The following is a 19,476-nucleotide window of genomic DNA, read 5'->3' on the forward strand; positions in this document are numbered from 1 at the left end:
ACTGTCGGGGCGATGGGGGCGGCGATGCTATCGCAGCTCGGACACAGCGTGACCCGCGAGAACTTTCGAGATCATAGTCTGGTCTCCCGGATCGAATCGGTTCTGCCCCATAGCGGCGTGCACATCGTGCTCATCGACGAGGCTCAGCACGCGCTGAACTCAGCGTCAGAGATGAAGCTCGCAGGCAACCGCGACTTCTGGAAGCGCGTCACCCAGGGTAGCTACCCGTTTGGGCTGGTGCTCTCCGGCACGTCGCGCATCAAGGAAGTTGTGCTTCAGGATCGTCAGCTTAGCCGGCGCACCATCTTCGTCGAGGGTCGTCGGCTCGTCGATGGAGACGCGGACGACACCGAGGGGCTCATCGGCAAGTATGCAACCGATGCCTCTCTTGAGTGTGAGGTCACGGCCGACCTTGCCCTTCGCGTTATGCACGCCTGTGCCTACACGTTCGGCGAGGTCTGCAAGCTTATTATCGCTGCCGTCGAAGACGCGTTGATCACCAATGCCAACACCCTTACGATCAACAATTTCGCGTCAGCCTACGCGGCCGACACGGACTGCGAGCCTCAAGACAACCCGTTCATCACGCCCGAATGGGCGCGACTTCCGATCGCCGGAGCGGTCAGCACGGCCACGCCCCTGGACCGCCTTGCCGTTGGCCGGGGGGGCTTTTGATGACGTACCGTCTCACCCCCTTGCCCGTCGAAGCCGACGAGCCTGCACAAGCCTATGCCTGTCGGCTCGCGCGTCGCATCAACCTGCCCCTGCGCTTCTTCTGCACGGACATCGGTATCCCGCGCCAGGAGGTCATCAAGGGTTCCACAGATGCCGTCCATCGGATCGCCGATTACGGAGGGGCCGACCCGGCTCCTCTTCTCGCCGCAACGGTCCGGCATACGGAGGGACGTCTGTATACCCTGAACGGCCAGGACCTGGTCCGCGACTCGCTTCGTCGTACCCGCTTGCGCGGGTGCGTCATGTGCATGAAGGAACAGCTCGCTCACGGAGCCGTTTGGGATGTCTCGATCCGGACCTCGTGGTGCCTTGCGTCGGTGTACACGTGCCCGATTCACGAGGTCGGGCTCGTCGATATCGGGACCGGCAAGGATGCCATGTTCAACGAGTGGTCCTTGCTCATGGAGGATTTCCTGAGCTCAGAGACGGCGTGTCACCCGCCCCCCGAACGTTCGCCTGGCAAATTCGAACTCTACCTCATGGAGCGGGCCATGCATGGTCCCCCGGAGAGTGGCGGTGAAGTGAATGACCTGCCCATGCACGTCGCCATGCGGGTCATGCCATTCTTCGGGCAGACGCTCCTCCACGGTACCAACGCCCATGAGCCAGTCACCGACGACGAGATCATCAAAGCCTGCGACACGGGTTTCCAGGCGCTGGTCGCTCGCGGCGGCCTCGAACAGAGCCTCGCCGACATCGAGGCGGGTGCCGGCCCGCGAATGTCAAAACAGGGGCCCCAGCACAGGCTGGGGAAACACCTGTTCAGCTTCCTGACAAATGCAGTTTCCCAGGAGGCCTATCAGCCTGTTCTCGACCGCGTCCGAGCGTTTGTCTTGGACACCATTCCGATGGACCGGGGAGCACTGCTCCTCGGAAGACCGGTCGACACCTGTAGGGTCCACAGCGTTGCCACACTGACAGCGGTCACAGGGATGCACCCCACAACCCTGCGCCGCTATCTCCGGGAAAACGGCTTCCTGAAGTCCGACGCCCAGAACGGCGACATGCCGATGCCTGCGGCGATGGTCGAGGCTTGGGCCGCCAACCTCGCTGAGGTGGTGGGACAGAAGGCCGTCGAGGAGCTGCTGGGCTGCTCCCGGAGCCACTTCAATACCCTCTTAAAGGCTCGCTTGATCCAGCCCCACTACGCGTCCCGCAGCTCAAGAAAATACAGGTTCGGCAGGATCGATCTGGAGGCGCTCCTCACCAGGTTGCTGGACGCGGCTACACCCACGCCCGCTACCCCAGACGGATTTGTGGGGCTGGATCGGATCGGCAAAAGGGCCAACGCCTCTATTGCTGTGGTCCTCAAAGCCGTCATTGCAGGCGAGATGAACGGGGTCACCTGCCGTCCAGGCAATCGACGGCTCGACGGGCTCGAGTTCAGCGTTCAAGAAGCCAAGGCCCTCACGCGGGGCGAGCCTCTGCCCGGTCTGCCGGCGAATGAGTTGCTCGCCTACTGGAAGATGGATTACGCGGTGCTTAGGGACCTGATCGGTGCCGGCTACCTGCCGACACAAGAGGCTCGCCACCCCATCCACAAGGGTATGATCAAGGTCATCCCCTATGAAGCTATTGAGCAGTTCGAGCGCACCTATGTGCTGGCTTGGGAACTGGCCGAAAGCCTCAACCTTACAAGATCCGAGCTCCGCAAATGGCTCGTCAATCGCAATGTCCATCGCGCATTCGATCCGGCGCAACTCAATGCAGAAATATACCGACGATCGGACGTACCAAGTGAAGGTACTTCATTCTGAGTCAAAGGCCGGGGCCCTCCCCGGCCTTTTTTTCTGGCGTTGCAAGGATGCATTCTGAGGCTAATCTTTTGCTATCAAAGGAAAGAACATTGCCTAGCCCGTGAGAAAAAGTGAACAAATTCAATGGGGGTCAAGGAAATAAATTGTGGTCCCCAACATGCGCTTGCAGCAGCGGACGGCATGCGGCGAGATCGCGGGCCAGATCGTCCCGGCACGAGGAGACCCGCACCGATGAGCTCCATGCTCGCCAATGCCCGCCTCGCGGACGTGTTCCAGATCAGCCCGACGGACACGAACTACTTCGCGGTGCTGTTCGACCCCCAGCGGGGAGGCAGCGAAGCCATCTTCCTCATCGAGATCTTCCGCGTCGGCGGCGCTACCCCGCCGAACACCCATGCGGCGGCGCATGAGTTTTTCTACGTCCTGGAAGGCGAGGGCATCGCGCGCTGCGACGGCAAGGCGACGCCGGTGAAGAAGGGCGATGCGATCCTCGTCAGCCCCGGCGCCGAGCACATCGTCGAGAATACCGGGGCGGGTAAGCTCTACACGCTGACGGTGATGACCCCGAACGAAGGCTTCTCCGAGCTCATCCGCAGCGGCCGGCGGGTGGACCTCGATGACGAGGACCGCCGCGTCCTCGGCGACCTGGTCGCGTGACGACCCGTTGCCGGCGCGGTGGAGACTTCCGTAACGTCAAACAGACGTCTTTGCGGCAGCACCATCGTGCGATGGGTCTGCAGGGCCGTGCGGCCGGTTCTGTCGCAGCCCGCGCCAGAGTCTGGTTGCAACAGGCGAACAGACAAACCTTCTGCGCGCTGGATATACCGGACATAACGTCGCAGTTCAGCGCCGTATATTATGCGCCAACCGACCATTAACTCGACTGTTTGCTTATGGCCCCACTCTTCCGTTGGGGAATATAGATGTTGCGGTCGATCAAACAGATCAGTCTGGCGTTGTGTGGTGTCCTGGGTATTGCCGTTGTCGGCTTTGCGGCGACCGGCGTCTGGCAGGAATATGCGAGGCTCAAGGCCAGCGAACGCGCCGCCCGTTCTGTCGAGGCTCTCGGATACCTGACGCGCGGCCTGGTCGAGCTGTCGTTCGAGCGCTCGCTCACCCAGGTCGGGCTCGCCCTCGACGCGCCGTTCCCGGCAGACTTCGCCAACCTGCGCCGGACCCAGCAGGGCAAGGCGGATGACCTCTTCAACCGGCTCGAGCAGCACATTGCGAGCAACGACTTTGCCCCCAGCCGCCAGGAATTCATCGATCGGATGACGGCGCTGCGCCGGCAGATCGCGGCGATCCGGGACAAGGCCGATCGCGACCTCACCTTGCCCCGCACTGCGCGCACCGCCAATGCGGCCGAGCTGGTCGATTCGCTCAAGCAGGCCATCGCGGAGATGTTCTCCAATGCCGATCGCCTGCGGGTCGACAGCCGCTCCCTGACGCCGGAGATCGTCGCCCATGACCTGCTGATGCAGCGGGCCTGGGTGATGCGTGAATATGGCGGGCGCGAGCGCACCTATTTCGCCATCGCGGCGCTGACGCGCGGCCCGCTCACCCAGGCCGCGATCCTTGAGATGGCCTCTGCCCATGGCCGCGTGCTGCAGAGCTGGGAACTGTCGCAGTTCGTCCTGCAGCGGCCCTTCATCGCCGCACGGCTGAAGAGTGCGGCCGACCGGATGCGCGCCAACTATTTCGGCAGCTATGACCGCATCCGGCAGGCGATGTATGCGGCGGGATCGAGCGGCCAGTACCCGATGGACTTCAAGGCCTATTTCGACGCCTCGACCAGCGCGCTGGACGATGCCACCGCCATGATCGATGCGGCGGTGGCCACCAATGTGTCGCTCGCCGCCGACATGACCGCGGCATCCCGGCAGGCCCTGGCGACCATCGTCGCCGTGACGGTCCTCGCCCTCGGCATGGTCGCCTTCATGATCTACTTCTTCATCATGAGGGTGTCGGTCCGGGTCGCCCAGACCGCGGATCTCATGGAACGCGTGGCGGGAGGCGATCTGTCCGTCGCCGCCAACCATCTGGCGGGTGCCGACGAGATCGGCCGGCTCGCGGCGGCTCTTGGCGTCTTCCGCACCAATGCGCTCGACCGGTTGCGCCTCGAACAGGCGGCCCGCTCCGAGACCGAGCGCGAGCGGCTGCGACAGACCCAGCTTGAAGGCCTCATTGCCGACTTCAGGGCCCAGGTCTCCACCTATCTCGCCAGCCTGGGCTCCAAGACCACCGCCATGCGGAATTCGGCCGCCGTCCTCAGCGATGTCGCTTCCCACGCGACGCGCGAGGCCGAGGCGGCGCGCACCGCCTCCAGCGCGGCAGCGGATGATGTCGGAACCGTCGCCCAGGCGGCCGATGAGCTGAAGGCCTCGATCCAGGAGATCGCCGAGCAGACGATGCGCACCGCCAGCGTGGTCGACGACACCAACAAGGTCGCGGAACGGACCCAGGTCGAGATCAGCCAGCTGGCGGCGCTGACGGATCGCATCGGCGCGGTCGTCGCCACCATCCGCGCCATCGCCGAACAGACCAACCTGCTCGCCCTCAACGCCACGATCGAATCGGCGCGGGCCGGTGAGGCGGGCCGTGGCTTCTCGGTCGTGGCCAGCGAGGTGAAGCAACTGGCGCAGCAGACCGCCCGGGCGACCGAGGAGATCGCCGGCGAGATCGCCCAGGTGCAGACCGCGACCCGCCAGGCGGTGAGCGCCATCGAAGGCATCACCGTCCGCATCGGCGAGATCCGGTCGGCGTCGGGCATCGTGTCGGCGGCGATGACGGAGCAGGACGCCTCCACCCAGTCCATCGTCGAGGCCATCGGCTCGGCCGCGGCCGGGGCGCGGGAGGCCACCGCCAGCGCCGAGACCGTCAGCGGCACCATCGGCGAGACGACGCGCCAGGCCGGCGAGGTGCACACCGTGTCGGACGAGCTCGGCGTCGTGACCGAGGAACTGGCCCGCGCCGTGGACGGCTTCCTGAGCGCGGTCGCGTCCGATCTCGGCGACCGTCGCCAGCACCTGCGCCACAAGGTCCGCGAGGCCGTCGTGGTCAGCGCCGGGGGCCAGCGCGCCGCGACGGTGATTCTCGACATCTCGGAGTCCGGCGCGAAGATCCAGGGCGCGGCCTTCTGCACGGTCGGCGCCAGCGTGACGCTGGAATGGCCCGCCGGCCGGCTCATTTCGGCAAAGGTCGTCCGGGTCGGCCAGAATGATGTCGGCTTGCGCTTCGACAGGCCGATTTCGCTCGAGCCCTTCGGCATCGCGGCCTAGCCGGCGGCGAGGATCATCCCTCGACCGGCGTGCCCAGCCGACAGGAACAGCACGAAGACCGGCGGCCGCCGCAAGCGGCACCATCGACGCTTTCCTGTTGCGCTGCGGCGTGTAACGAATGGGGCCGTCCCGCCGTACCCATGAGTGAAGGCCACGTTTGAGAGACCGGAACGACGAGTGGAGCGCCTGGATGCGGGCGGCACTGGCGGGTGACGAGGCAGCCTATGGGCGCCTCCTCCGCGAGCTGACCCCGTTCCTGCGGACCATCGCTCGCTCTGGCCTCGCACGCGCCGGCCGTGGCACCGCAGAGGCGGAGGACATCGTGCAGGAGGTGTTGATCGCCGTCCACACCAAGCGCACCAGCTGGATCCCGACGGAGCCGCTGGTGCCGTGGCTGCGCGCCATCACCAGGCACAAGCTCATCGACCACCTGCGCCGCCGCGGCGGCACCGGCCATGTCGACATCGACGACCTGTCCGAGGTCATCGCCGCTCCAACCGACGAGCCCGGCATCGCCACCCGCGACGTGGTGAAGCTTGCCGAAGGCCTGCCGGCAGGCCAGAAGGCGGTGATCCACGCCATGTTCGTCGATGGCAAGGACACCAAGGACACGGCCTCCGCCCTCTCCATGAGCGAGGGCGCGGTGCGCGTCGCGTTGCACCGGGGCCTTGCAGGCCTTGCCAAGATGCTGCGCGGCACGGTGTGAGGCGGCCATGAGGAGCAGCGTCATGACGAATGGCCCCATGAAGACCGATGACCTCGTCGCCATCCTGGCGCGGGACGCGGCGGCCACCGGACCCGACATCCACCGTCGCCTTGCGAGTGCCTTCGCCGTCGCCGCCGTGGCAGCCTTGGCGCTGATGGTCCCGACGCTCGGCATCCGCAACGACATCGCCGCGGCCAGCACGGGCATGCTCTTCCCGCTGAAGATCCTGGCTGTCGCAACCCTCGCCGTCGGCGCCATGGCGCTGGTGCGGGCGGCCTCGCGCCCCGAGGCCGAGTTGCCGCGCGGGGTGCTCGTCGTGCCGGTCCTGGTCCTGCTGGTGGCGCTCGGCCATGAGGTCGCGACCCAGGCCCCAGCCAACCTCTCCACGCGAATGATCGGCCGCTTCTCCGGCGTCTGCCTCATCGCCATCCCGCTGCTCGGCCTCATTCCGCTGGCGGCGATCCTGGCCGCCATGCGGGAGGCCGCGCCACGCCACGCGGTGCGGGCGGGAGCGCTCGCCGGCCTTGCCGCCGGCGCCATCGCCGCCACCGCCTATGGCCTGCACTGCACCGATGATTCGCCGCTCTTCGTCGTGGTCTGGTACGGCATCGCCATCACCATCCTCACCGGGCTCGGCGCCCTGCTGGGACGCCGGCTCCTGGCCTGGTGAGCCTTAAGCGCCGGCAGTAGCCAGCGCCGGCTCGGCTGCCCGCGGCGCCCACATGGCTTGCCGCCAGCCGAACAGGGCGCCACGCTCGCCATCGGTGAGGTCGATCACCGACAGCGCCTCGTCGAGCAGGAGGACCGCCTGGCCCGCGGCGTCGGTGACCGCCAGCGCCGTGCGGCCCTCGCCGTCAAGCATGAAGGGATAGGCACCGGCCGGGAGGGTGAGGGTGAAGCCCTGCCCCAAAGCCGGACCGGCGCTGCGCGGGGCATAGTGCCAGGACCAGCTCGCCTTGTCCGTCGCCTCGCTGCCGCGCATGTCGACCAGCACCGGGACCATGAGCCGCCCGGACAGGGCGCGGAACAGGGCGTTGGGATCCCGCCGCGGGCGCAAAGCCTGGCCGAGCGAGACGAGCCCACCGCCGCCGAACAGCAGGATGAAGAGGCCGGCGGTGACGACGCGGTTCCAGTAGTGGTCCAGCGCGATATCGCTGGTGACGAGGCTCGGATCGCCGCGCTTCTGCAGGAGGCTCACGGAGCGCGAGCCGACATGCAGCTCGAAGAAGCCAACATGGCTTTCCTCGCGGACCGTGCCCTGCGGTCCCCGGCGATTGTAGGTGATGTCGCAGAAATGCAGGACGAGCTTGCTCTTGCAGCGCCCCGAGACGAATCGGGCCTGCGTCGCCGGCTCGGCATCGCCGAGGATGGCGGCGTCGCGCACCAGCCCCGGCACGGACAGCCAGGCAATGCCGCCGGCGAGCACCATCGCCCCGAGGAAGACGAAGAAGGCGCCGATGCGGCTCGGCGGCTTCGGCAGCATGACCTTGAGCGGACGGTTCGGAAGGGGCGGGTTCATGCCATGCATCTCCTCGGGGAGTGATGGCTCCTTCAACACCCACGCGGTTGCCGCTCTGTCCCGCAGCGAGTCAGCAGCCGTTTCAGACATGTCCGCCAGGGCATGACGGGAGCCGCGCCGCCGTCCATAATGGCGGCCGATCAACAAGGCCCCCTTCATGCACACCGAGCATCATCGCCCAGTCGGCAAGGGCGACCGCGTCTTCCTCGTCGACGCGTCCTCCTTCGTCTTCCGCGCCTATTTCCAGTCGATGAACCAGGACCGGAAATACAACAGCCGGTCCGACGGGCTGCCGACGGGCGCCGTGCGCCTGTTCGCGACCAAGGTGCTGCAATTCGTCGAGGAGGGCGCGCTGGGGGTGAAGCCGACCCACCTCGCGATGATCCTCGACAAGAGCGAGAACTCGTTCCGCAAGGAGCTCTACCCCGAGTACAAGGCGCACCGTCCGCCGCCGCCGGAGGACCTCGTGCCGCAGTTCCCGCTGATGCGGCACTGCATCCGCGCCTTCGGCCTGCATGCCATCGAGCAGGACACCTACGAGGCCGACGACCTCATCGCTACCTATGCCGAACAGGCCTGCGCGCGCGGCGCCGACGTGCTCATCATCTCCGCCGACAAGGACCTGATGCAGCTCGTCCGCCCCTGCGTCGCCTTCTACGACCCCGAGAGCGGCATCAAGGGCAAGCCCGGCTATCGCCCCGAGCGCCTGCTCACCCATGGCGACCGTTTCGAGCGCTGGAACGTGCCGCCCGACAAGGTCGGCGACGTCACCGAATACTGGGAAGGCCTGCCGCCGGAGAAGATCGTCGACATCCAGTCACTGGAGGGCGACACCTCCGACAACGTGCCGGGCGCGCCGGGCATCGGCCGCAAGACGGCGGCCCAGCTGCTCACCGAATATGGCGACCTCGACACGCTTCTCGCCCGCGCTCACGAGATCAAGCAGCCGAAGCGCCGCGAGACACTGACCGACCCCGCTGTGATCGAGAAGGTGCGGATCTCCCGCAAGCTTGTGGAGCTCGTCCGCGATGTGCCGGTGGTGGTCCCGCTCGACGAGACCGGCCTCGCCCCACCGGATGGCAAGACGCTTGTCTCCTTCCTGAAGGCGATGGAGTTCACCACCATCACCCGCAAGGTCGCCGACCTCTACGGCGTCGACGCCGCGGCGATCGAGCCTGATCCGGCGCTGGCCACCGGCCCAAAGGCGGCCGTCGCGTCTGCCTCGCCCGTGGCCCCCGCTGCCGAGGGCGCAGCGCCCTCCCCTGCCCTCGCCGAACCCGGCCAGCCTTCGCCCCAAAGCCTTGCGGCCAGGACCGCCGCGAGCCTGCGCGGCGCCCGTATCGACCGCTCGCGCTACCAGTGCATCACCACGCTCGCCGACCTCGACGCCTTCATCGCCGGCGCCCGCGAAACCGGCGTGGTGGCGCTCGACACCGAGACCAATGCGCTGGACGCCATGGCCGCCGACCTCGTGGGCTTCTCCCTCGCCTATGGCCCGGATGCCGCCTGCTACGTGCCGCTCGCCCACCGCACCGGCGAGGCCGGGCTGTTCGATTCCGGCGCGGTCGACGGCCAGATCCCGATGCGCGAGGCGCTGGAGAGGCTGCAGGCCCTCGCCGAGGATCCGGGCGTCCTGAAGGTCGGCCAGAACCTCAAGTATGACCTGCTGGTCCTCGCCCGCTACGGCATCCATGTGGCGCCCTATGACGACACGATGCTGATGTCCTATGCCCTCGATGCCGGCCTCGGCTCGAACGGCATGGACGCGCTCTCGGTGAAGCATCTCGGCCACGAGCCGATCTCCTTCGACGCCGTGACCGGCACGGGCAAGGCGCGGATCACCTTCGACCGCGTGCCGCTCGACCAGGCCACGGCTTACGCCGCCGAGGATGCCGACGTGACGCTCAGGCTGTGGCGGGTGCTGAAACCGCGCCTTGCCGCCGAGCGCCGGACCACCGTCTACGAGACGCTGGAGCGGCCGCTGGTGGAGGTGCTCGCCCGCATGGAGCGGCGCGGTATCCTCGTCGACCGGCAGGTGCTCTCACGCCTGTCCGGCGATTTCGCCCAGGTCGCGGCGCGGGTCGAGGCGGAGATCCAGGAGCTGGCGGGCGAGCCGCTGAACCCCGGCTCGCCGAAGCAGCTCGGCGACATCCTCTTCGGCAAGATGGGCCTGCCGGGCGGATCGAAGACCAAGACCGGCGCCTGGTCCACCGCCGCCGGCGTGCTCGAGGAGCTTGCCGAGGAGGGCCATGCCCTGCCGCGCAAGATCATCGACTGGCGCACGGTGACCAAGCTCAAGTCGACCTATACCGACGCGCTGCCGACCTACATCAATGGGCAGACCGGGCGGGTCCACACCTCCTTCGCGCTGGCCGCGACGACGACGGGGCGGCTGTCCTCCTCCGAGCCGAACATCCAGAACATCCCGGTCCGCACCGAGGAGGGCCGCAAGATCCGCACGGCCTTCATCGCCGCGCCCGGCCACAAGCTGGTGTCAGCGGACTATTCGCAGATCGAGCTGCGCATCCTCGCCCATATCGCCGAGATCCCGCAGCTGCGGCAGGCCTTCGCCGACGGCATCGACATCCACGCCATGACGGCCTCGGAAATGTTCGGCGTGCCGGTGCAGGGCATGGACCCGCTGGTCCGCCGCCGCGCCAAGGCCATCAATTTCGGCATCATCTACGGCATCTCGGCTTTCGGCCTCGCCAACCAGCTGTCGATCCCGCGCGAGGAGGCCGGCGCCTATATCAAGCGCTATTTCGAGCGCTTCCCCGGCATCCGCGACTACATGGACGCGACCAAGGCCTTCGTGCGCGAGAAGGGCTATGTCGAGACCATCTTCGGCCGGCGCTGCCACTTCCCCGCCATCCGCTCCGGCAATCCCTCGGAGCGCGCCTTCGTCGAGCGGCAGGCGATCAATGCGCCGATCCAGGGCTCGGCCGCCGACATCATCCGCCGCGCCATGGTGCGGATGGATGCGGCGCTTGAGGCGGCGGGTCTCAAGGCCTCCATGCTGCTCCAGGTCCATGACGAACTGGTCTTCGAGGTGCCGGACGGCGAGGTGGACCGCGCGCTCCCGGTCATCAAGCGGGTGATGGAGGACGCCACGCACCCGGCGCTGCAGCTGAAGGTGCCGCTGGCGGTGGATGCCCGCGCCGCAGCCAATTGGGAAGAGGCGCACTGAGGGCCGGACGAGAGGCGGTCTGTCCGACGACCTCTCCCTCATCCGTCATGCCCGCCCTTGTGGCGGGCATCCACGACTGGACCACCGCCCCATGAGAATTCGTGGATGCCCGGGACAAGCCCGGGCATGACGCGGTGGAGGATCCTTCGGGAGGTCCGGAAGCGAGGCGCTCGCTCACCCTGCGGGCGGCATGGCTGCCCGCGGGCCATTGGAACGCCCTCAGGCGCGCTCGGCCGCCACCCTCGCGATGGCTGCGCGCAGCTCCGGAATGCCCTCGCCCTTGCGGCTGGAGGTGGCGATGATCTCGGGGAAGGCGGCCGCACGCTTCTTCAGCGATTCCAGCGTCGTCGCGATCAGCGTCTCCAGCGCCGCAGGGCTGATCTGGTCGGCCTTGGTCAGCACGATCTGGTAGGACACCGCCGCCTTGCCGAGCTCGTCCAGCACCTCGACATCCACCGGCTTGATGCCGTGACGGGCGTCGATGAGCACATAGACGCGGGCAAGGTTCTGACGTCCCCTGAGGTAGTCGTGAATGACCTTGGTCCAGGCCTTCACCTTGGCCTCAGGCGCCGCGGCGAAGCCGTAGCCCGGCATGTCCACGACGACGAGGCCGGTGCCCGGTCCCGCCTCGGAAGGCACGTGGAAGAAGTTCAGCTCCTGCGTCCGCCCCGGCGTGTTCGAGGTGCGGGCGAGCTGGTTTTGGCCGACCAGCGCATTGATCAGGCTGGACTTGCCGACATTGGACCGCCCGGCAAAGGCGATCTCCACCCCCGTCATCGGGGGCAGGTGCTTCATGTCGGGCGTGCCACGCCAGAAGGTCCAGGGCCGGGCGAAGAGCTTGCGCCCGACCTCGATCGCGTCATCAGCCATGCCGTCAGGCGGCGGGCTTGGCCGGCCCGCCTCCGAACATTGAGCGCATGTTGTCCCACAGTTCGATCTTCACGCCGTACTTGCGCATGATCAGGCCCTGCTGGAGCACCGACAGGAGGTTGTTCCAGGCCCAGTAGATGACGAGGCCGGCCGGGAACGACGCCAGCATGAAGGTGAAAAGGATCGGCATCCACTTGAAGAACGCGGCCTGGATCGGGTCCGTCGGCGCCGGGTTCATCTGCATCTGGATCCACATGGTGATGCCCATGATGATCGGCCAGACGCCGATGAGCAGGAAGGCCGGGACCGAGAAGGGCAGCAGACCGAAGAGGTTGAAGATCGAGGTCGGATCGGGCGCTGAGAGGTCCTGGATCCAGCCGAAGAACGGCGCGTGCCGCATCTCGATGGTGATGAACAGCACCTTGTAGAGCGCGAAGAACACCGGGATCTGGATCATGATCGGCCAGCAGCCGGCCAGCGGGTTGATCTTCTCCCGCTTGTAGAGCGCCATCAGCTCCTGCTGCTGCTTCATCTTGTCCTCCGCGTAGCGATCGCGGATTTCCATCATCTCGGGCTGCACCTTCTTCATCATGGTGATGGAGGCGTAGCTCTTGTTGGCGAGCGGGAAGAACAGGCCCTTGATGAGCAGCGTCACCAGCAGGATGGCGATGCCGAAATTGCCGGTCTGGATGAAGATCCAGTCCATCACCACGAAGAGCGGCTTGGTGATGAAATAGAACCAGCCCCAGTCGATCAGGCGGTCGAAACGGTCGATCTTCAGCCGGTCGGCATAGCCGTCGACGAGGCGGACCTCCTTGGCACCGGCGAAGAGGCGCGTGGTGGTCTCGGTGGTGGCGCCGGGCGCGACCGTGACCGCGGGGGCTAGGAAGTCCGTCTGGAAGGACTTGGCCGTGCCCGACTGGAAGAACTTGAAGCTCGCGTCGGTCTCGATCCCCTGGTCCGGGATGAGCGCGGCGGCCCAGTACTTGTCGGTGATGCCGAGCCAGGCGCCGCGGGCGCGGAAGCTCTGGGTCTTGGCCGTCTCGATGGCGGAGTAACCGACCTCCTGCAGGCCCTTGTCGCCGAACACGCCGATCAGGCCCTCGTGGAGGATGTAGTAGCCCGAGGTCTGCGGCAGGCCGTGGCGGGAGATCAGGCCGAAATGATGCAGCGTCACCGGGGCGGCGCCGCTGTTCACGACGGCATCCTTCACGGTGATGAGGTACTCGGCATCGATCTCGAAGGTGCGGCGGAAGGTCTGGCCCTGGCCGTTGTCCCAGGTCAGCACCACCGGCGTCGCAGGCGTCAGCGTGCCCGTGCCCTGCTGCGTCCAGACCGTCTGGGCGTTCGGCACGGCGAGTGTCTGGCCGGCGCCGGCGACATGGCCGAACTCGGCGTAGAACGGATGCTTGTGGTGGACGGCGTCGATGGGCGAGCCCGCCGGCGCGAAGAGCACGACATTCGGGCTGTTGCGCTGGATCGTCTCGCGATAGGTCGCCAGCACCAGGTCATCGACGCGGCCGCCGACGAGGTTGATCGAGCCGGTGAGGCGTGGCGTCGCAATGGCAACGCGCGGCGTGGCGGCGATCGCGGCCTCGCGGGTCATCGTCTGGCCGGGGGCCGGAGCGCCGGGCGCGGCCGGAGCCGCCGCGCCGGGAGCGGCCGCAGGCTGGCCGGGAGCGGGCGGCGCGCCGGGAGCCGGGGTCGCGGTGCCGGGAGCCTGGCCGGCCGCCTGCTGCTGGAGCTGCTGCTGGCGCTGCGCTTCGCGCTGGCGCTCCATCTGGGGCATGCCGACGAAATACTGCCAGCCGACCAGGACGAGGATCGAGAGAACGATCGCGAGGATGTAATTGCGGTTGTCGGCCATCGGTCCGTCGGATGTCAGGAAGGGGGGCGGCCCGCCGGCTTGGCGGGGCGGGGGGCTGCGGCGCGGGCAAGTGCCTCGGCGAAGTCGGTCTTGAGCACCTCGAAGGGGCGGTCGAGCGCGGCGCGGTTCAGGACGAGCACGTAATCAGAACCGGGACGGGCCGCCTCTGCGGCGGCGAGACGCACCACCTCGCGCAGGCGGCGGCGCATGCGGTTGCGCTCCACGGAGCCACCGGTCTTCTTCGTCACGGTGAAACCGAAACGCGGCGGATGGGCATCGCCACGCTGGCGCTCCTGCAACACGAAAGCCGCCGTGGAGACACGGCGGCCCTTCGAGCAGGCGATGAAGTCGGCCCGGCGAACGAGGCGGATGGGCGTCGTCGAATGCGTCATTCGCGCCCTCCCGTCGATCGGATCAGCCGCGTGACCGGCCGTGGCGGCTCACGCGGACAGGCGCTTGCGGCCGCGGGCGCGGCGGGCGGCGAGGACCTTCTGGCCGCCCTTGGTCGCCATGCGGGCGCGGAACCCGTGACGGCGCTTACGGACGAGCTTGGAGGGCTGATAGGTGCGTTTCACGGGACGTCTCCGCGCGGATCGGTGTCAATCGGTCGAATGGGGATCGAGGCGGATCGCGGGCGGTGAACCGGTAAAGGATCACGCGCTCGGGCGCGGGCCGCTCCCAAGTCGGGGCGGGTTATAGGCAGGTGGGCCGGCAAAAGTCAACGCGACGCGCCCGCCCCCCGCTGGTCCAGCCCGGCAAGGGCGATCACCACGCTCATGAAGCGGTCGGCGAGCTGCCCGGGAGCGACCGGCGCGACGGCGCTGCGCAGCACCAGGCCGTCGAAGAGCGCGGCGAGGGTTTCGGTCATCTCGGCGGGATCGGGGGCGGGCCCGGCCGCAAAGCGCTGCAGGAACCCCGAGACCAGCGCCTTCATCTCGGTGAGTTCCTCCGCCTCCAGCGCGGCAAGCTCGGCCGCAAGGCGGGGCCAGTCGGCGGATCGGCGGCGGACCTCGGCCTGGAGCAGCGCCCAGGGACCGGCGGCGAAGAAGGCCGTCATCGCCGCATGGATCGCGCCCAGCACCGCGGCTGCGTCATCGGCGCCCGCGACCGCATCGGCAAGGCGCGTCCGCTTGGCGGCGAAATGCTCGCGCCAGACGGCGAGGAGCAGATCCTCCTTGCCGGTGAAGTTGGCGTAGACCGCCCCCTTGGAGAAACCGGCGGCTTCCGCCACCGCGTCCAGCGAGACGCCCTCGACCCCATGGGCGAGGAACAGCCGTCCCGCCGCCTCGATGAGACGGGAGCGGGTCCGGATCTTCTGCTCGGCGCGCGGCACGCGGATCACACACGGTCTCCTTGCGTTTTGAGATACCGCATAGTATTCAGATACTGAACAGTATTTTTGTGAGAACGTCCATGCGGACCGTCGCCGTCACCGGGGCCACCGGCTTCATCGCGTCGCATACCATCGCCCTGCTGCTGGAGGCGGGATACGCGGTGCGCGGCACCGTCCGCTCGCTGGCGCGGCCCGAGGCCCATGCCTTCCTCACCGGCCTGCCCGGGGCCGCCGAGCGGCTGAGGCTGGTCGAGGCGGACCTTCTCAAGCCCCAGTCCTTCGACGCGGCGGTGGCCGGCTGCGACACGGTCCTGCACATGGCCAGCCCCTATGTGATGACGGTGGCCGATCCGCAGCGCGACCTGGTGGATCCGGCGGTCCAGGGCACGCTCAGCGTGCTCGGGGCCTGTGCGCGGACGCCCTCGGTCAGCCGCGTCGTCCTCACCTCGTCCATGGCGGCGGTGACCGACGAGCCCGAGAGCGCGGTGCTGCTGACGGAGGCGAACTGGAACACGCGTTCGTCCCTCACCCGCAACCCCTATTACTTCTCCAAGGCCGAGGCCGAACGCGCCGCCTGGGCCTTCGTCGAGACGGAGAAGCCGGGCTTCGACCTCGTCGCCATCAACCCGTTCATCGTCATCGGGCCGAGCCTGACGCCGCAGCTCAACACCTCGAACGCCATCCTCGCCGACCTGCTCAAGGGCACCTATCCCGGCATCATCGACCTGACCTGGGGCATGGTGGATGTCCGCGACGTGGCGCTTGCCCATCTGCGCGCGGCGGAGACCCCGGCCGCCGCGGGCCGTTATCTCTGCGCCGGCGACACCATCACCATGCGCGAGGTGGTCGGGCTGCTGCGAGGCCTCAACGTTCCCGGCGGACGCCTTCCCAGCCTCGGCCTCGACAATCCGGTCGGCAGCCTTCTGGTGCGGCTTCTGTCCTACACGCAGCCGCAGGGGGTCGGGTCGTACCTGCGCAGCCATATCGGCCGCGCGCCGCGCTATGACACGGCGAAGATCCAGCGGGACCTTGGCCTGTCCTTCCGCGACATCCGAGGGTCGATCGTCGACACCGTCGCCGACATGACCCGCTGGGGCCATGTCGGGCGGTGACTATCGGACGTTGATTGTCGGACGCTGATGGCCCGCTGACTCAGGTCAGCGGGATATCGGTGACGTGCTGGCGGAAGGCCGGGCGGGCCTGCATGGCCGCGTACCAGCGGTCGACATTGGCCCGCGCCGGCGCCTCGGGGATCAGCGTCTTGTAGCGATAGATCATGATGCCGATCGGGATATCGGCCACCGTGAAGGTGTTGCCGACCACGAACATGTGCTTCTCGAGTTCGGCGTCGAGCGTGCCCACGGCGGCAATCGCCGCCTGCTTGGCCTTGTCGATGGCGGCCATGTCGCGCTGCTCGGGCGGCGTGCGCACAAGGCCGAGAAAGACCGGGCCGACGCCCTGGCCGAGGACGGTCTGCTGCCAGTCCATCCACATGTCGACGCGGGCCTGGTCGGCGAGAGCCGCCGGCATGAGCTTGCCGTGCTTGCGGGCGAGATGGCGCAGGATGGCGTTCGACTCCCACAGGACGACGCCGTCGTCCTCGATGGTCGGCACCAGGCCGTTGGGGTTCTTGGCGCGATAGGCGGGCTCGTTGACCACACCGAACTGCCGGCCCGCATCGATGCGCTCGTGCGGAATGCCCATTTCGGCGATGCCCCACATCACCTTCTGCACGTTGGACGAATTGTTCCTGCCCCAGACCTTCAGCATTCTTGTCTTTCCTCAGCGCTGGCACGCTGCGCAATAGAACGTTGAGCGGCCAGATTGCACGATGCGGCGCACTGTGTGCGCATCCCCGCACCGTCTGCAAGCCTCGCCTTCCCGATCGTAGACATGGAAGCTGTGCTGGAAATAGCCGAGCTCGCCGGAGGGCTGGGCATGATCGCGAAGCGACGAGCCGCCGGCCGCGATCGCCTCGGCGATGACCTCGCGGATGACCGGCACCAGCCGTTCGAGCCGCACCGTCGGATCACCGCCCTTGGTGACCAGGGTTCCCGCCGCGCGCTGCGGTGACAGCCCGGCCCGGTGCAGCGCCTCGCAGACATAGATATTGCCGAGGCCGGCGACGATGGACTGGTCGAGGAGCGCGGCCTTGAGCGGGGCGGCCTTGCCGCGGAAGGCGGCGGCCAGATGCTCCGCCGAGAGGTCGTTGCCGGTCGGCTCGACGCCGAGCTTCGCCATCAGCGGATGGTCGGCAAGGCTCGCCCGCGGCGTCATCAGCATGAAGCCGAAGCGGCGGGGGTCGTTGTAGGTGACCGTCGCGCCGGATGAGAGCGACAGCACCACATGGTCATGCGCGGCATCGCGGGAGCGCTCGTGGTGGAAATCGCCGACGACCTCGCCGCCGGTCGGCGCCTGGGCGATGCGGAACGAGCCGGACATGCCAAGGTGCATGATCACGACGTCGTCCCCGTCGAGATCGGCGAGAAGATATTTCGACCGCCGACCCAGCGAGGTCACGGTCCGCCCTGCGAGGCGCTCGGCGAAGCGCTCGGGGAAGGGAAAGCGCAGGTCCGCCCGCCGCACCTCGGCGGTGAGGATCCTCGCCCCCTCCATGACGGGCTGGAGGCCGCGGCGGACAGTCTCGACCTCGGGCAATTCGGGCATGACGAGAGGCTTTCGGCGCGAATGAGGCGACCGCGGCGCCAGCGTGGCGCGCGGTCGCCGGACCGGACCCTCTCTACAATGCCGGGGGTCGCGAGGGCAGCCGTTTTTCGGCGGATCGGCGGCATTGCTGCCACCTCTCACCTGCCCTCGCGCGTCCTATCGCCATGGTGCGCACCGTCACGCCGTCTTGTCAGGCGTCGCCAGCTCCGGCGGTTCATCCGGCTGGCGAGGCGCGTCGGCCCGCAGCGGTTCAGCCTCGGGAGACAGCGGCGCGGGCAGGGGCGGCATCACCGCCGGTGCTTCGCCCGCACTCTCGGCAGCACCCTTGGCCGAAGGCGCCGCGGCGACATCGGTGCCGCTGTCCGGGGCCGCAAGCCGCGCGTCATGCGCGGCCTTCTCCGCCGGCGCGCAGCCGAACCGCTCGTAGAGGATCGGCAGCAGGACGAGCGTCAAGAGCGTCGCGGTAAAGAGGCCACCGATCACCACGATGGCCAGCGGCTGCTGGATCTCGGCGCCCGGCCCGGTCGCGAACAGGAACGGCACCAGTCCAAGCGCCGCGATGGTGGCGGTCAGCGCCACCGGGCGCAGGCGCCGGCGGGCGCCTTCCAGCACGGATTCCCGGTAGCTGAGCGTGCCGCGCGCCACGACCTCGTTGATGTAGGAGACGAGGACGACGCCGTTCAGCACCGCGATTCCGATCAGCGCGATGAAGCCGACCGAGGCGGGCACCGACAGGAACTCGCCGGAGGCCCAGAGCGCCACGATACCGCCGATACTGGCGAAGGGCACGATGCAGAAGACCAGCAGCGCCTGACGGAGCGAGCCGAAGGTCATGTAGAGCAGCAGGAAGATCACGCCGAGCGCGATCGGCACGACGATGGCGAGGCGGGCCGAGGCGCGCTGCTGGTTCTCGAACTGGCCGCCCCAGTCGAGCGTGTAGGCCGCCGGGATGCGGACCGAGGAGGCAACCGCCGCCTCGGCATCGGCGACGAAGGAGACGAGGTCGCGGCCGCGGACATTGGCGAGCACGGTGGCAAAGCGCTGGCCCTGCTCGCGGGTGACCTGGATGGGGCCATCCTCGAGCCGGATCTCCGCGACCTGGCCGAGTTCGACCGTGCCGCCCGTCGGCGTGACGAGTTGGACGCGCTCGAGATCGGCCGCCGATTCCCGCAGGGCCTGCTCGCCGCGCAAGACCAGCGGCGTGCGGACCGTCCCCTCCAACACGATGCCGAGGCGGCGGCCGTCGACCCAGACGCGGATCGACTCCTGCACTTCCGTCGCGTTGAGGCCGAGCCGGCCGGCCTTCAGCCGGTCGATGCTGACGGTGAGGTACTTCATGCCCCCGTTGCGCATGGCGAAGACGTCCGCCGCACCCGGCAAGGCGCGGATGCGGGCGGCCGCCTCCGCGGCGATGCGGTTCAGCTCGTCGATGTCGTCGCCGAAGACCTTCAGCACCACGTCGCCGCGGGCGCCGATGATCATCTCCTGCACGCGCATGTCGATCGGCTGGGCGAAGGCGTAGGAGATGCCGGGCATGGCGTCGAGAACCTGACGGAT

General features: G+C 67.9%; 17 protein-coding genes. 8 read left to right on the forward strand and 9 right to left on the reverse strand.

The annotated features are described in order from the left end of the window. The 6 genes from C8P69_RS22125 to C8P69_RS22150 form a co-directional block, all read left to right on the forward strand. Positions 1 to 675: hypothetical protein (locus C8P69_RS22125; protein WP_146167420.1), on the forward strand; the 675-nt coding region annotated here is incomplete at its 5' end. Further along, a complete protein-coding gene (locus C8P69_RS22130) occupies positions 675 to 2,492 on the forward strand; it encodes a TniQ family protein (RefSeq protein WP_170118356.1) in 1,818 nt (605 codons plus the stop codon). The genes C8P69_RS22125 and C8P69_RS22130, both read left to right, overlap by 1 nt. A 231-nt stretch (positions 2,493 to 2,723) precedes the next feature. Continuing rightward, a complete protein-coding gene (locus C8P69_RS22135) occupies positions 2,724 to 3,149 on the forward strand; it encodes a cupin domain-containing protein (protein ID WP_108179615.1) in 426 nt (141 codons plus the stop codon). Positions 3,150 to 3,415: 266 nt separating this feature from the next. Next, on the forward strand, positions 3,416 to 5,770 hold the full coding sequence (locus C8P69_RS22140; protein WP_108179616.1) for a methyl-accepting chemotaxis protein: 2,355 nt from the start codon (positions 3,416 to 3,418) through the stop codon (positions 5,768 to 5,770). Positions 5,771 to 5,927: 157 nt separating this feature from the next. Continuing rightward, on the forward strand, positions 5,928 to 6,476 hold the full coding sequence (locus tag C8P69_RS22145) for a sigma-70 family RNA polymerase sigma factor (protein WP_108179617.1): 549 nt from the start codon (positions 5,928 to 5,930) through the stop codon (positions 6,474 to 6,476). Positions 6,477 to 6,498: 22 nt separating this feature from the next. Further along, complete coding sequence (locus C8P69_RS22150; RefSeq protein WP_170118357.1) at positions 6,499 to 7,146, forward strand: NrsF family protein; 648 nt, start codon at positions 6,499 to 6,501, stop codon at positions 7,144 to 7,146. 3 nt (positions 7,147 to 7,149) lie between these two features. Here the strand turns inward: C8P69_RS22150 and C8P69_RS22155 are convergent, their stop codons facing one another. Next, positions 7,150 to 7,995: a hypothetical protein gene (locus tag C8P69_RS22155; RefSeq protein WP_108179619.1), complete on the reverse strand. Its 846-nt coding sequence runs from the start codon at positions 7,993 to 7,995 to the stop codon at positions 7,150 to 7,152. Between the two features lie 157 nt (positions 7,996 to 8,152). Here C8P69_RS22155 and polA point away from each other — a divergent pair, with 157 nt between their 5' ends. Further along, a complete protein-coding gene (polA, locus tag C8P69_RS22160; RefSeq protein ID WP_108179620.1) occupies positions 8,153 to 11,182 on the forward strand; it encodes a DNA polymerase I in 3,030 nt (1,009 codons plus the stop codon). A 219-nt stretch (positions 11,183 to 11,401) separates the two neighbouring features. On the opposite strand, the gene yihA is transcribed toward polA, so the two are convergent. The 5 genes from yihA to C8P69_RS22185 all read right to left on the reverse strand — a co-directional run bounded on the left by yihA (position 11,402) and on the right by C8P69_RS22185 (position 15,261). Next, entirely contained in the window at positions 11,402 to 12,052 is a 651-nt protein-coding gene (yihA, locus tag C8P69_RS22165; RefSeq protein WP_108179621.1) for a ribosome biogenesis GTP-binding protein YihA/YsxC, read from the reverse strand. Positions 12,053 to 12,056: 4 nt separating this feature from the next. After that, a complete protein-coding gene (gene yidC / locus C8P69_RS22170) occupies positions 12,057 to 13,919 on the reverse strand; it encodes a membrane protein insertase YidC (RefSeq protein ID WP_108179622.1) in 1,863 nt (620 codons plus the stop codon). Between the two features lie 14 nt (positions 13,920 to 13,933). After that, positions 13,934 to 14,311, reverse strand: coding sequence for a ribonuclease P protein component (gene rnpA / locus C8P69_RS22175; protein WP_108179623.1), 378 nt, complete (start codon positions 14,309 to 14,311; stop codon positions 13,934 to 13,936). Positions 14,312 to 14,359: 48 nt separating this feature from the next. Beyond that, positions 14,360 to 14,494: a 50S ribosomal protein L34 gene (rpmH, locus tag C8P69_RS22180; protein WP_108179624.1), complete on the reverse strand. Its 135-nt coding sequence runs from the start codon at positions 14,492 to 14,494 to the stop codon at positions 14,360 to 14,362. 143 nt (positions 14,495 to 14,637) lie between these two features. Then, complete coding sequence (locus tag C8P69_RS22185) at positions 14,638 to 15,261, reverse strand: TetR/AcrR family transcriptional regulator (RefSeq protein WP_108179625.1); 624 nt, start codon at positions 15,259 to 15,261, stop codon at positions 14,638 to 14,640. A gap of 71 nt (positions 15,262 to 15,332) precedes the next feature. Here C8P69_RS22185 and C8P69_RS22190 point away from each other — a divergent pair, with 71 nt between their 5' ends. Further along, positions 15,333 to 16,364: an NAD-dependent epimerase/dehydratase family protein gene (locus tag C8P69_RS22190; RefSeq protein WP_108179626.1), complete on the forward strand. Its 1,032-nt coding sequence runs from the start codon at positions 15,333 to 15,335 to the stop codon at positions 16,362 to 16,364. Between the two features lie 40 nt (positions 16,365 to 16,404). Here C8P69_RS22190 and C8P69_RS22195 read toward each other — a convergent pair whose 3' ends face one another. From C8P69_RS22195 to C8P69_RS22205, 3 genes are all read right to left on the reverse strand, one after another. Beyond that, complete coding sequence (locus tag C8P69_RS22195) at positions 16,405 to 17,022, reverse strand: glutathione S-transferase family protein (RefSeq protein ID WP_108179627.1); 618 nt, start codon at positions 17,020 to 17,022, stop codon at positions 16,405 to 16,407. Positions 17,023 to 17,034: 12 nt separating this feature from the next. Beyond that, the gene (gene mutM, locus C8P69_RS22200) at positions 17,035 to 17,919 is read right to left on the reverse strand and encodes a bifunctional DNA-formamidopyrimidine glycosylase/DNA-(apurinic or apyrimidinic site) lyase (RefSeq protein WP_108179628.1); all 885 of its coding nucleotides are present in this window, start codon (positions 17,917 to 17,919) and stop codon (positions 17,035 to 17,037) included. 177 nt (positions 17,920 to 18,096) lie between these two features. Beyond that, the coding region (locus tag C8P69_RS22205) for an efflux RND transporter permease subunit (RefSeq protein ID WP_146167421.1) at positions 18,097 to 19,476 on the reverse strand (1,380 nt) is incomplete at its 5' end.

The organism is Phreatobacter oligotrophus (assembly GCF_003046185.1).
In the GTDB taxonomy this organism is placed as follows: Bacteria; Pseudomonadota; Alphaproteobacteria; order Rhizobiales; family Phreatobacteraceae; genus Phreatobacter; species Phreatobacter oligotrophus.